Genomic DNA, 13,703 nt, shown 5'->3' with positions numbered 1-13,703 from the left:
GCCACCGATGCGTGTGGCCCCGATCAGTGTGTAGGAGCGGGTTTACCCGCGAAGGGGCCGGCCCTGCCTACCACCGCATCCGCACCCCAAGGCTGCCAATCAGCCCGTTCAGGTCATTGTCATCCACATCGCTGCTGTAATCGGCGCTGACGAACAACGCCACCGAAGGCGTCACCCGCGCCACCAGCCCCAAGCCTAACTCCACCGTGGTGGAGTAGCGCGAACTGGAGATCTTGTCGACCTGGTCCAGCTTCACCTCATCGGCATTGCTGAAGTCATACCACACGTTGGTCCGCACATAGGGTTCGATGGGCATGCCGCGCACTTCGTAGCGCCCGGACAACTTGGCACCGACCCGGCCGCTCCAGCTCGGCTGGCTGTCGAAGGCTTGCAAGGTCTCCTCCTGCACCTGGTTGCCAGGGAAGAACTGCTGGTTGATCAACTGTGCCTGGGGTTCGATGACCCAGTTGCCACCCAGGCGGATCGGGTAACCGCCCTCTACCGAGAAGGTCATTGCATGGCCACTGTCGTCCAGGCGCTGGCCGTTTTCGCCACGGCCCATCACGTCGATCCGCGAGCCCATGGCCACGGCATCCAGGTGCCAACCCTGTTCATGGGTCATGCTCCAGTACACCCCCAGGCTTTCCCCGCTCAAGTTCACTGCTTTGCGCTGCTTGTCGCCCAGCAGAGGGCGCGCGCCTTTGAAGCTGCTTTGCAGGTTGTTGTGCCCCACGAAAATCCCTGCGCGGTGCACATCGCCCGCAGCAGTTTCACGCACGAACAGGTCCGGGCCGATCATCAGTTGCTGGCTGGGCGCCTCCAGCTGTGCCGGGGGCAGCGCGCGGCCGCGCGCACGGGTGGGGAAGAACTGCGCCCACTGACTGGCAATCAGGTCCGGTGCCGGCTGCTGGTGGCGTTCGCTCATCTGCTGCGAAAACGCATTGAGGGTGCCGAGGCTCAACCCACTGGCACTGAGCGGGTCGAGCGAGAGTTGCGCCGCCACGGGTTGCTGCAGAAAGCCGGGGGAGGTGGGGTCACCCTGCAGTTCGTACGCGATCGTTTCCACTGGGGTTGCCAGAAGCAGCGACGTGGAAACCGCGTAGAAAATGCTGTCGAAGCGCAAGGGGTTCGAGGTGCTTTTCATGGCGGATCTCCTTTGTTTTTGTGGTGCAGCCGGAGAACCTGGCCTGTTGTCACGAGCTGTACGGCAAAAACAGTGGGCGACCCAAACCAGCACGCCAGTTATCGCAAGCGCGCAAGAAGGCGCGAGCTAGAGGCCCGGCGCAAGTTTTTTACAGCTTGGTACTGTTCAGCTAAGGAGAGGTCGCCGCTTGCGTCAAGAAAGCGTGAAGGAAGTGTTCAAGGTGCGTCGTAACGCTCAACCTGTTGTTTTATAGGTAAAAACAGCAGGGTATAGCGGGGATCGCTATTTGCCGTGCCGTGGCTATGAAGAATGATTGCTAAAGTCGCACTTCAACGGCCAGCGGCAGGTGATCTGACAGGTGTGACCAAGGTTTGTGCCCCAGAATCCGCGGCCCATGGCTTTCGGCATTACGCAGGTAGATGCGGTCCAGGCGCAGCAGGGGCAGGCGGGCCGGGTAGGTGCGAGCAAGGTGGCCGTGGTGGCGCTCGAAGGCTTCGTGCAGGTCGCGTTGCAGGCCAAGGGTGCGGTTGCCATGGCTTTTCCAGTCGTTGAAGTCGCCGGCGATGATCACCGGGGCGTTGGCCGGCAGGGCGTCCAGCAGTTTACGCAGCAACTGCAGCTGCTTTTGCCGGTGGCTTTCCAGCAGCGACAGGTGCACGCAGACCGCATGCACCTGGCCTTGCCCCGGCACCTCCAGCACGCAGTGCAACAGGCCGCGGCGTTCGGGGCCGGTGATCGACACGTCCAGGTTGCGGTGCTCGACGATCGGGTATTTGGACAGCAGCGCATTGCCGTGGTGGCCGTCAGGGTAGACCGCATTGCGGCCGTAGGCAAAGTCGCTCCACATGCTGTCGGCGAGGAATTCGTACTGCGAGGTCTGTGGCCAGCCGGGGTAGCGCGCGGCGTGGCGGTCGTGGCTGCCGAGCACTTCCTGAAGGAAGACAATGTCGGCCTGGGTGCTGCGCACGGCCTCGCGCAGCTCTGGCAAGATAAAGCGCCGGTTGAAGGCGGTGAAGCCCTTGTGGGTGTTCACCGTCAGTACCCGCAGGCGTTTCACGGCTGGGGCCTGGCTGACGCTGGCGAAACCATTACTGCCGGCTTCGAGGCTCACAAATCCTCCTGAAGTTGACCCTGCCTTACTGTCGCCGCTAAAACCTGTGGCAGCGGGCAAACCCGCTCCCACAGGTATGGCGTAGCGATCAAAACGTAAGACCTGCCTGGGTTATCACGGTTCACTCCTCGTCGCGCTGCAACACCATCAGCAGCATCGACCGGCCCTTCACCTCGAAGGTACTGTCGAACTGCAGGTGCTGCCCCTTGCGCAACTCCGGCCGGTCGGTATCGACCAGGCAGCTCCAGTAATCGCCTTCGGGCACAGCCGGCAGCTTGAATGGCACCACGTCATGGTGGGCATTGACGATCAGCAGCACGGTGGCCTCGGCACCTGGCCGGGCGATACCGCTGACCTGTGCTCGGCCATCTATCAGCATGCCCAGGCAACGCCCGTGTGGGTCTTCCCATTGCTCAACACTCATCTCGTTGCCATCGGGTGCCAGCCAGGTCACGTCCTTGACCCCAATTGCCTCATTGTAGTCACCCACCAGGAAGCGTGAGCGGCGCAGCACCGGGTAGGCCAGGCGCAGACGCGTCAGGCGCTTGACGAAGGCCAGCAGCTCCTGGCCTTCCTCGTCCAGGTCCCAGTTCACCCAGCCGATCTCGCTGTCCTGGCAGTAGGCATTGTTGTTGCCGTGCTGGGTGCGGCTGAACTCGTCGCCGGCAACGATCATTGGCGTGCCCTGGGCCAGCAGCAGGGTGGCGAAGTAGTTGCGCATCTGGCGCATGCGCAGGGCATTGATCCCCGGGTCGTCGGTCGGCCCTTCGACGCCGCAGTTCCACGACAGGTTGTTGTCCGTGCCGTCCTGGTTGTTTTCGTCGTTGTCTTCGTTGTGCTTGTGGTTGTAAGACACCAGGTCGCGCAGGGTGAAACCGTCGTGGGCGGTGATGAAGTTGACCGAGGAATAGGGCCGGCGCCCACGGTTGTTGAACATGTCGCCCGAGGCGGTCAAGCGGGCGGCAAAATCGGCCAACTGGCCTTCGTCGCCTTTCCAGAAGGCGCGTGCGGTATCGCGGAAGCGGTCGTTCCATTCCGCCCAGCCCGGGGCGAAGTTGCCCACCTGGTAGCCGCCGGGGCCGCAGTCCCACGGTTCGGCAATCAGCTTGACCTGGCTCAGCATCGGGTCCTGACGGCAGGCGACCAGGAAGCCATGACGCTCGCTGTAGCCATCGTGGTAACGGCCAAGGATGGTCGCCAGGTCGAAGCGAAAACCGTCCACGTGCATTTCCCCGGCCCAGTAGCGAAGCGAATCGGTGACCAACTGCAGCACGCAGGGGTGGCTCAGGTCCAGGGTGTTGCCGGTGCCCGAGTCGTTGATGTAGTAGCGCTTGTCGTCCGGCATCAGGCGGTAGTACGAGGCATTGTCGATGCCGCGCATCGACAGGGTCGGGCCGCGCTCGTTGCCTTCTGCGGTGTGGTTGTAGACCACGTCCAGGATCACCTCCAGCCCGGCGTCGTGCAGGTGCGCGACCATCTCCTTGAACTCGGCGATCTTGCCGCTGGCCAGGTAGCGCGGGTGCGGGGCGAAAAAGGCGATGCTGTTGTAGCCCCAGTAGTTGTTTAGGCCCTTGTCCAGCAGGTGCTGGTCGTTGACGAAGGCGTGAATCGGCAGCAGCTCGATGCTCGACACGCCAAGGTCCTTGATGTGTTTGAGCAACTCGTCGTTGGCCAGGCCGGCGAAGGTGCCGCGCAGTTCTTCAGGCACAGCCGGGTGGCGCATGCTGATGCCGCGGGCATGCGCTTCATAAATGATCGTGCGCTCCCATGGGATCTGCACGCGCTGGTCGCGGCCCCAGGTGAACGCCGGGTCGATGACCTTGCATTTGGGCACGAAAGGCGCGCTGTCGCGCTCGTCGAACGACAGGTCACCGTCGGGGTGGCCGATGGTGTAGCCGAACAGTGCCTCGGACCATTTCAGGCTGCCGACCAGTTGCTTGGCATACGGGTCGATCAGCAGTTTGTTGGGGTTGAAGCGGTGGCCGTTTTCCGGCTCGTAGGGGCCGTACACCCGGTAGCCATAGACCAGGCCGGGGTGAGCGTCGGGGAGGTAGCCATGGTAGATCTCATCGGTGTATTCGGGCAGCTCTATGCGCTCGATTTCCTGCTCGCCGGTGGAGTCGAACAGGCACAGCTCGACCTTGGTGGCGTTGGCCGAGAAGAGGGCGAAGTTGACCCCAAGGCCATCCCAGGTGGCGCCGAGGGGGAAGGGCATGCCTTCGCGGATGCGCGATGGTGCGACCGAGCGGGTTTTCTTTGGGGTGCGGGGGCTCATGACGATCCTCGAGTGGCCGTGATGGAAGGGGAATGGTGCTGTCCTGCATTGGCCTCTTCGCGGGTAAATCCGCTCCTACATGCGCCTGTGATGAACCTGTAGGAGCGGGTTTACCCGCGAAGAGGCCCGGACAGGCTTAACCGGCAGTAGGCTTTTTCACCGCCCGGGGCTTTTTCGCTGCAGCGGGTTTAACCCCCGGCAGGGCAGACGCCTTGGGTTCTGCAGGCGCCTTCGGCTTGGCCGCTGCTTTCTTGCGCGGGGCTGCCTTGGGCGCCAGTGCTTCGGCCTCGGCCAGCTTGCGGGCCATTTCCCAGTGGCGCTCTTCTTCCCCTACGGGCTTACCTTCGGATTCCCAGATCTGGTAGGCAAATTCGCGAATACGCTTTTCATCGACACTCATCATGACGCTCCTGATGCTCAAGATTGTTGTATCAACACGTTGACCGGAAACTCCGCCAGCACGGCGCTCAACAGCAACTCCTTTGAAGAGCTGACCGCCGCACAGGCGAAAAGTCCCGTCGAGTTGGCAGGTGACAAGGCAAACGGCAATACCAGCCGGGTGTCGTCCCAGTTCTGCGCCGGGATCAACGGTGTTGCGGCACCTCCGAGCAGGCTGCTGGCCAGGCGCGGGGCGACGACGATGGCGTGCTCGCCTTCCCCCAGGCGAGCAAAGGCAATGACCTTGTCAGCGTGCCGGCCCTGTACGGTCAGTGGCAGGTAGGCACCGCGGCGGAACAGCTCGGCATGGGCCTGGCGGCAGTCCAGCACGCGGGCGATCAAGGCCTGTTTGACGCGGCCGTCGCGCCAGTGCGCCAGCAGCTCGGCTGCTGGCGTGGCGTCGTCCAGCGTGCGACGCCTCGAAGCGTAGTCCACGGCGCGGCGGTTGTCCGGGTCGACCAGGCTGAAGTCCCAGTATTCGTTACCCTGGTACAGGTCGGGCACACCGGGTGTGGTCATGCGCAACAGGGCCTGGACCAAGCCGTTGAGTGCGCCGGGGCAGGCCAGCAGCTGCGCCGCGTCGGCCAGCGACTTGCGCAGTTGCTGGTTCTCGCTGTCCAGCAGCAGGCCGTCGAGGTAATGAGCGCAGGCGCCTTCGTAGGCTTCGTTCGGCGCGCTCCAGCTACTGCGTAGCTTGGCCTCGCGCAGGGCCTTCTGCTGCCACTGGCGAACACGTTCGGCGTATTGACGCAGGGCATTGTCGTCGTTCAGGTCGAGGTCCAAGGGCCAACTGCCGAGCAGGGTCTGTAGCAGCATCAACTCGTCGCCGGGGCTGGGTGCCAGCCCGTCGTCCAACTGCGCGCGCAGGGGGGCGGCCAGCTCACGCCAGTGCTCTACCCGGCTGGCCAGCCACGTGCCGCGCTCGCTGAGTACAGCCAGGCGTGCACGCGTGTCTTCGCCGCGCTTGTGGTCGTGGGTGGCGGTGGCCAGCAGGTTGTCGGGGAAATCGCGCAGGCGCCGCTGGGCCTCATTGTGGAAATGCATGGGTGGGGCGCTGAAGCGCTCGGCCTCGAAACCCACGTCGTTACGCGACAGCAGCCGCGCGCTGCGGTAGAAGGCGGTGTCTTCCACGGCTTTGGCGGCGCTGGGCGCAGTCAGTTGCTGGAAGCGCACGCAGGCGTGGCGCAGTTGCTTGCGGGCGCGCCCCGGTGGCAGATGCCGCCAGGCTTGCCCGCCCAGCCACCGTTCAAGTTGGTCCAGTAGCGGCCAGTCGGCTTCGGCAAGGTCTTGCCGGGCGTTGGTCAAGGCCTGCTGGAAGAACGTTTCGTCCTGCGCCGGGCGCCCGCAGGCATTGAAGTAGGTTCGGTAAACCGGGTAATGCGCCACCAACGCCTGCAAGGCCCGGCGAATCGCGCCCAGGGTCAGGTCACGGGTCATCAGGTCGTTGCGCGCCACCTGCAACAGTGCCTGGGCCACCGACTCGCAGTCACCGGCCAGGCTCGCGTTGAGCACCAGGTGACGGGCCTGGCGCACTTCTTCAGGGAAGTCCGGGCGCTCGCTGACGTTGCTCCACAGTTCGCTCAGCGGCGCTTCGCCGGCCGGATCATGTTGCAGCAGCGACATCTGGTTCATGAACTCGTAGCCGGTGGTGCCGTCGGTAAGCCAGTCGCGGTGCAGGTGCTCGTCGGCACCCAGGATCTTTTCCACGTACAGGGGGAAGTGCTCCAGCCCTGCATTCAGCGGCCGCCGCGCCAGCAGGCCATCAACCCGCCGGCGCAGTTTGCGGCAGTAGCCACGCGGGTCGGCAAGGCCGTCGATATGGTCGATGCGCAGGCCGTCCACCAGGCCGCGCTCGATGAGTTCGAACAGCTTGGCATGGGTGGCTTCGAACACCACGGCGCGCTCCACGCGCAGGCCGCCCAGCTCGTTGATGTCGAAGAAGCGCCGCCAGTTGATGTCGTCGGCAGCGGTACGCCAGCTGGCCAGGCGGTAGGTCTGGCGCTCCAGCAGCAGGTGCAGGCGCTTGAAACCGGCCTCGCTGCGGCTGTCGAAGGCCACCAGGGCCGATTCGAGGTCGGCACCTTCGCGCACCAGGCGTGCCAGTTCGGCTTGTAGCGGCAGGCTATCGGCCAGCGGGGTGGCCGAGTCGCCCAATGCCGTGAAGCGCTCGGCCAACACCTTGAGCGCAGGCTCTGGGCTGAGCGCGAGAATCCAGCCGTAATCGACCGGGCAGATCGGAAAACGATGCGCGTAATGGGCCACCTGCAGCAGCCCCTGCTGTTTGTCGAACTGCAACGGTATCTCGCCATTCCTGAGCGCCACGCCATAGTCGCTGCCGAGGAACGGCAACAGCAGTTGCCCGGCCAGCAGTGGGTCGCTGGAGTGCCACTGGATGTCGAAGAACGCTGCATACGGGCTGCGCCGTCCCCAGGCCAGCAGGCTTTGCCACCAGGGGTTGTCGGCACCGCCCACGGCCATGTGGTTGGACACCGTGTCGAGGATCAGCCCCATGCCATGCTGGCGCAGGGCGGCAACCAGGCGCTCCAGCGCGGCCTCGCCGCCCAGCTCCGGGTTGACGCAGGTAGGATCGACCACGTCGTAGCCATGGCGCGAGCCAGCGCGGGCCTTGAGGATGGGCGAGGCATACAGGTGGCTGATGCCCAGCTGGGCGAAATACGGCACCAGCGGTACGGCGTGATCGAGGGTGAAGTCGCTGTGAAATTGCAGGCGCAGGGTCGCGGTCAGTGGCTTCATCGGTCACGCTCCCACGCCTGTTCGCGGGCCTGGGCCAGCAGCTCCAGGCGCCGTGCGGCGTCCTCATCGTCGAGCAGTTCGCGTACTGGAAGGGCAAAGCGCCGCCGCCAGTTGGGATGGCCATTGGTGGTGCCCGGCAGGTTGGGTTGCTCGTCGCAGCCCAGCAGGTCTTCCAGCGGTACCAGCACCAGCGGCGCACGGGTATGGCCAACGAAGCGGATGGCCGCATCGATCAGCGCGTCGTTGTCCTTCAGTTCGCCGTAGTTGGCCTCCAGGATGCGGCGCAGGCCGTCGCGTTCTTTCTGACGCTCGTGTCGCCAGTGCAATTCGGCAGCAGCATCAATCAGTTGCAAGCGGTGTCTCCAGTCGATGTCGCGGTTTGCCAGCCAGCCGGCCAGTGGCGCCAGGTCGTGGGTACCGGTTGTGGCCAGGGCATTGTCCGGCCAGTCGAGAATGGGCTTGAACTGGCCCGGCTGGGTCTGCTCGAACGGCAGCACGCGCATGCCCAGCACCGCTTTCTCGGCCAGCTTTTCGCGCAGGCTGTCGGGCACGGTGCCCAGGTCTTCGCCGAGGATGATCGCCTGGTGACGCACCGACTCCAGCGCCAGCAGGCGCAACAGGTCGTCTAGCGGGTAATCGAGGTAGGCGCCTTCGCTGGGTTTGGCCCCCTGCGGGATCAGCCATAGCCGGCGCAGGCCCATCACATGGTCGATGCGCAGGCCGCCAGCGTGGGCGAGGTTGGCCCGCAGCATCTCGATGAAGGCGCGATAGCCATTACGCTTGAGGCCCTCGGGCGAGAAGGCGCAAATGCCCCAGTCTTGCCCGACGTGGTTGAGGATGTCGGGCGGCGCACCCACGCTCAGGCCGGCCAGCAGTTCGTCCTGGCGGCTCCAGGCCTGGCTGCCGGCACCGTCGGCGCCCACCGCCAGGTCGGCGATCAGGCCCACGGCCATGCCGTTGCTGCGGGCCGCTTCGTGGGCACGTTGCAGGCCACGTTCGGTCAGCCACTGGCAGAAGGCGTGGAACTCGACCTTGGCCGGGTAGGCATTGGCTAAAGCCTCCACTTCCGGGTGGTAGGGGTCATGCCAGGCTTTGGGCCAGTTGCGCCAGTCGGCACCGAGGCCGTGCTCCACCGCCTGGGCCTGCAGCACCTCGAAGCGGCAGTGGTGCTCCAGGGTCTGGCCGCCGGCTTCGCGGAAGCTGTCAAAATCAGTGCGTAGCGGGTGGTCGCCTTGGCTGAAGCCTTGGTAAAGCGCTTCAAGCAAGCGCAGCCGAGCGCTGGCGGCGCGTGGCCAGTCGACCAGAGGGCGCTGCTCCAGCTCTTCGAGTTGTTGCTCCAGCCCGCAGGCTTCGATGGCCATGCGCACCTCCCGTTCACCCAGCAGGGCTGCGGGGCTGGTGTACAGGGTGTTGAGCAGCAGGCGACTGGAAGGTGAGTAGGGGCTGTAGTGTTCCTGGTCGATGGCCGACAGGGCGTGAATCGGGCTGATAGCCAAGGCATCGGCGCCGCGCTCGGCGGCCGAGCGGGCCAACTGCTCCAGCGCCAGGCAGTCGCCGAAGCCACCATCGCCGGGGCGGCGCAGGCTGTACAGCTGCACTGCCAGGCCCCAGTAGCGTGGTGGCGGCTGTTGCACCTTGTCTTCCAGGCTGTGGCAGCGTGTTGGCGCCACCGCCACGGTGAAGCGGCGGCTGTCGATTTCCACCTGGTGATAGCCGATGGGCAGCTCGCCGGGCAGGCGCGCCTGGTCATCGAGGCTGAGGGTGACCGAGGTGTGATCTTCCAGGGTGCAGTGGGCCACGCTGGCGGCACTGAAGTAGCGCGACAGCGCTAGCGGCTGGCCTAGGTCGGCGGTCAGCAAGGGCGGCAGGTGTTCGCTGTCTTCGGCGGTTTCCACCGCACGCAGGCTGGCGGCAACGGCCGCTTCATCGCCGGCCGGGTGGCCAAGGCCTTCGAGGACGTTGCGCAGCACGTCGTCGCTGACACGCTGGGGCCTGGCATTGGCGTCGATCCAGTCGCGGCTCAGCCCGACGCTGGATGCCAGACGGTGCAGGGCGGTTTCGCTCATGGGTGCTCCTGGGCAGGGGGAAGCAGGCTGACCACACAGCTGTAGGCAGCCAGGTGGGTATCCGGGTGGCGGGTGTCGCTGCTGTCGAACAGCCGTGTGGATGGCGCGGGCAGTTCGACCGCCTGCGGGGTGTCGGCCAGGTTCAGGTCGATGCGCAGTGTGTTGCCATTGCCCAGCCGCCAGCGCGCGGTCAGCGCTTTGTCAGCGTGCACCTCGGCGCCCAGCGCACGGCTACCGGGCAAGTGCGGGATGATGTGGCGGCGGCGCAGGTCGAGCAGTTGCTGGTAAAGGCCGTGCCAGCCGGCGATCACCGCCTTGTTCTGCGGGCGTGAAGAGGCGAAGGTCTGTTCGGCGTTGGGGTCGGGAATGTGCTCACGCTGCTTGGGGTCGGCGAACGCGGTGAAGTGGGCGAACTCGCCACGACGGCCTTCGCGTACCGCGTCGGCCAGCGCGTCATGGAAGTCGGTAAAAAATAGGAACGGCTGGCAGCTGCCGGCTTCGTCGCCCATGAACAGCAGCGGAATCATGGGTGTCAGCAGCAACAGGCCGGTGGCTGCACGCAAGGCTGGCGCGGGGCACAGCCGGGTCAGGCGCTCACCCAGCGCGCGGTTGCCGACCTGGTCGTGGTTCTGCAGGAACAACACGAAGGCGCTGGGCGGCAAATGCCCGCTGGGTTCGCCGCGTGGTTTGCCATGCCGGTTGGCCTGGCCCTGGAACACGAAACCTTCGCCAAGGCACCGGGCCAGTTGGTCGATGGGGCGATGCTGGTAGTCGGCGTAGTAACCTTCGGTTTCACCAGTCAGCAGCACGTGCAGGGCATTGTGGCCGTCGTCGTTCCACTGGGCGTCGTAACCCCGTTCCAGCAGGCCCGCCTGGTTGTGCTCGTTCTCCAGCACCAGCCACACGTGCCGGCCCGGTTCTACGGCGGCGCGTACCCGTTGGGCCAGTTCGATCAGGAAATCGGGCTGGTCGATGGCATGCACGGCATCCAGGCGCAGGCCGTCGCAGCGGTAGTCGCACAGCCACATCAGGGCATTCTGGATAAAGTACTCGCGCACCTGCGAGCGGCGAAAGTCGATGGCCGCACCCCAGGGTGTCTGCCGGTCTTCACGGAAGAAGGGGCTGGCGTACTGGTGCAGGTAATTGCCGTCAGGTCCGAAGTGGTTGTACACCACATCGACCAGCACCATCAGCCCGTGGCCGTGGGCCTGGTCCACCAGTGCGCACAGCTGCTCGGGGCTGCCGTAGGTGTTCTGTGGGGCGTAAGGGAGTACGCCGTCGTAGCCCCAGTTGCGTTCGCCGGGGAACTGCCCCAGCGGCATCAATTCGATCGCGCTGATGCCCAGTTCGGCCAGGCGCGGAAGTTGCCGGGCAACCCCGGCGTAACCCCCGAGCAGGCCAACATGCACCTCCTGGATCACGGCCTCATGCCAAGGCCGGCCCTGCCACGGGTGCTGCCAGGCATAACCGGCCACATCCACTACCTGGCTTGGCCCCTGTACGCCGTCGGGCTGGTAGCGCGAGGCCGGGTCGGCCACCTGCAGCTCACCGTCGATACGGTAGTGGTAACGGTCACCGGCCTTGCATGGCACCACGCCGCTGTACCAACCCTCATCATCCGGCAGCAGTTCGATGGCCGGCTGCCGCTCCAGTTCCACGCTCACGCTGCGCGCATCCGGCGCCCAGAGGGCGAAGCGCGCCGACGTGGCGTCCAGCAAGTGTGCGCCATGTCTGTGCATCTTCTGACCCCCGCTCAGTAGTGGCTCAGTTGTGTCTGCTTGACCAGGTCCTCGTACAGGCGGGCATAGGGTTCAACCGCCTGGCACCAGTTGAACGGCTGGGTCATCGACAGGCAGCGCATGGCGTTCAGCAGGTCCTTCTTGCCGTAAACATAGAAGGCGCGGCTGAGTGCCTCGCGGTAGCTCTCGACGGTGGACTCGTTGAACAGGAAGCCCGTCACGCCGCACTCGATAGTGTCGGCCAGGCCACCGGTATTGCGTGCTACCGGCAGCGAGCCGAAGCGTTGCGCGTACATCTGGCTAAGGCCGCACGGCTCATACCGAGACGGCATCAGCAGGAAATCGCTGCCGGCGAACATGCGCCGGGCATCGGTTTCATTGAAGCCGATACGCACACCGATGCGGCCCGGGTGACGCAGCGCCAGCTCGCGCATGGCCTGTTCTTCTTCCGGCTCGCCGCGGCCGATGATCGCGATCTGCCCGCCTTGCTCGACGATGTAGTCGGCCACGCCCAGGGTCAGGTCCAGGCCCTTTTGATAGACCAGGCGGGACACCACGGCGAATAGTGGGCCTTCGGAATCGTCCAGGCCGAACAGCTCGCGCACCTCCTGGGTGTTACGCGCTTTGCCCTCCCAGTCATTGATGCTGAAGTTGTGTTGCAGGTGCTTGTCGGTAGCCGAGTCCCAGCTTTCGTCGATGCCGTTGGGGATGCCACCGAGCAGGCCTTGCTGGGCCTTGCTGGCGAGGAAACCGTCCAGGCCGCAGCCGAATTCCGGGGTGGTGATTTCCCGGGCGTAGGTGGCGCTCACTGTGGTGATGTGGCTGGAGTAGGCCAGGCCGGCCTTGAGGAACGACAGCTTGCCGTAGAACTCCATGCCTTCTTGCTGCATGGCATGTTCGGGTATCGCCAGCTCCGGGCTGCAGCCGCGGCTGTACACCCCTTGGTACGCCAGGTTGTGGATGGTGAACAGCGTGGGCGTATTCAGGCCGCGCCAGTGCATGTAGGCCGGGGCCAGGCCGGCCGGCCAGTCATGCGCGTGCACCACTTCCGGCGTCCAGTGGATCTTGCCTTCGCCGGCAGCGATTTCGGCGGCAGCCAGGCCCAGGCGGGCGAAGCGGATGTGGTTGTCGGGCCAGTCGCGGCCATTGTTGGCACCATAGGGTGTGCCGTCGCGCTGGTACAGTTCGGGGCAGATCAACACATAGATGACCAGGCCGTCGGCCATGTCCATGCGCCCGATCTTGCAGGGCGGCAGGGCCGCGTGACCACCCAGTTCACCCACGATATGTATAGGGTTGTCGCTTTCCATCACCTGGCGGTAGCCGGGGATAAGTACCCGCACATCGTGCAGGTGCGCCAGGGCACGGGGCAGGGCAGCGGACACGTCACCCAGGCCGCCGGTTTTCACCAGATCAGCGATTTCCGAGGTCACGAACAGAATCTTGCGCATGTTCGGGTTTTGCTGGCGCTGGGCGCCGGGTGCCTTGCCTGTCGTGGCGAAGTCCGGGGTGAGCGGCTCGCGGTTATCCGGTTTGAAAGCGTCTACGTGAGGCTCGACAGCGGCACTGATCATACTTCTCTCCGTCCCTATGCTTGGTCGGGTGCTGGCACCCGTGGCGATGTTTCGTGCTGGTTCTCTCTAGTTTGAATCTGCTTAGTGCGTTCCATGCCCCAGGGTCGTGCGCGCAGGCACTACGCGATCAGCATTCCGGCCGAAGGCGCTTGGACTGGTTGGGGTGTGTGGGCCGAGGATCGGGAATAGCCCGATGCGTCTGGCCTACTTATGTTCATGACCTGCCGGGTTTCCTGAAAGTTCGACTTTTTTGGGGTCACTCTTCCATTGAGCAAATGGCGGGCCGAAAACTGAGTGTAGGAGAGAAAGTGCTAAAAAGGTGACCCACTGGTCACTATTGTTATGTGCGCAATAGACGCAAACGTTGGCGTTTGTGACGGGTTGCGAAAAGGGGTGGGCGAGTGTGGGGCAGAGGGGTTTCGAGCTGCGCCAAATTGTGGCTCGTTACGCGCAATGCACCTTTTGGGTGCGTAGGCGTAAGCGTGGCTTTAGGCTGCGAAGAGGTGGGTATGGGCGCAGGATTCTGCTTTCAGTGCTGGCCCTTTTTGGGCACAAAGCCGCTTCGGTTGCCCGATAGGGTTCAAAGACGGCGACTGGATTCA

Annotated in this window: 8 protein-coding genes; all 8 read right to left on the bottom strand. The window is 64.6% G+C overall.

Going from position 1 to position 13,703, the window contains the following annotated elements; genetic code table 11:
* Positions 1-67: 67 nt before the first annotated feature.
* Positions 68-1,144, bottom strand: a complete 1,077-nt coding sequence (locus V6093_RS08960) for an autotransporter outer membrane beta-barrel domain-containing protein (RefSeq protein ID WP_047604823.1) — start codon at positions 1,142-1,144, stop codon at positions 68-70.
* A 316-nt stretch (positions 1,145-1,460) separates the two neighbouring features.
* Complete coding sequence (locus tag V6093_RS08955; RefSeq protein ID WP_014860821.1) at positions 1,461-2,255, bottom strand: endonuclease/exonuclease/phosphatase family protein; 795 nt, start codon at positions 2,253-2,255, stop codon at positions 1,461-1,463.
* A gap of 121 nt (positions 2,256-2,376) precedes the next feature.
* Complete coding sequence (gene glgX / locus V6093_RS08950) at positions 2,377-4,530, bottom strand: glycogen debranching protein GlgX (RefSeq protein ID WP_088512498.1); 2,154 nt, start codon at positions 4,528-4,530, stop codon at positions 2,377-2,379.
* A gap of 136 nt (positions 4,531-4,666) precedes the next feature.
* Positions 4,667-4,933, bottom strand: coding sequence for a DUF2934 domain-containing protein (locus V6093_RS08945; RefSeq protein WP_070096762.1), 267 nt, complete (start codon positions 4,931-4,933; stop codon positions 4,667-4,669).
* A gap of 14 nt (positions 4,934-4,947) precedes the next feature.
* Positions 4,948-7,722 carry a malto-oligosyltrehalose synthase gene (locus V6093_RS08940; RefSeq protein ID WP_108078331.1) on the bottom strand — a complete coding sequence of 925 codons (2,775 nt, stop codon included), beginning with the start codon at positions 7,720-7,722 and terminating at the stop codon, positions 4,948-4,950.
* Positions 7,719-9,788, bottom strand: coding sequence for a 4-alpha-glucanotransferase (gene malQ, locus V6093_RS08935; RefSeq protein WP_014860818.1), 2,070 nt, complete (start codon positions 9,786-9,788; stop codon positions 7,719-7,721). The genes V6093_RS08940 and malQ overlap by 4 nt, the downstream gene beginning before the upstream one ends.
* Positions 9,785-11,527, bottom strand: a complete 1,743-nt coding sequence (treZ, locus tag V6093_RS08930) for a malto-oligosyltrehalose trehalohydrolase (protein ID WP_274083636.1) — start codon at positions 11,525-11,527, stop codon at positions 9,785-9,787. Before treZ ends, malQ begins: the two co-directional genes overlap by 4 nt.
* A gap of 14 nt (positions 11,528-11,541) precedes the next feature.
* Positions 11,542-13,101, bottom strand: a complete 1,560-nt coding sequence (gene glgA, locus V6093_RS08925) for a glycogen synthase GlgA (protein WP_012051800.1) — start codon at positions 13,099-13,101, stop codon at positions 11,542-11,544.
* Positions 13,102-13,703 lie beyond the last annotated feature (602 nt).

Source organism: Pseudomonas putida group bacterium ESBL64, assembly GCF_045277175.1.
In the GTDB taxonomy this organism is placed as follows: Bacteria; Pseudomonadota; Gammaproteobacteria; order Pseudomonadales; family Pseudomonadaceae; genus Aquipseudomonas; species Aquipseudomonas alloputida.
This window is presented reverse-complemented; position numbering and strand designations above follow the sequence as displayed.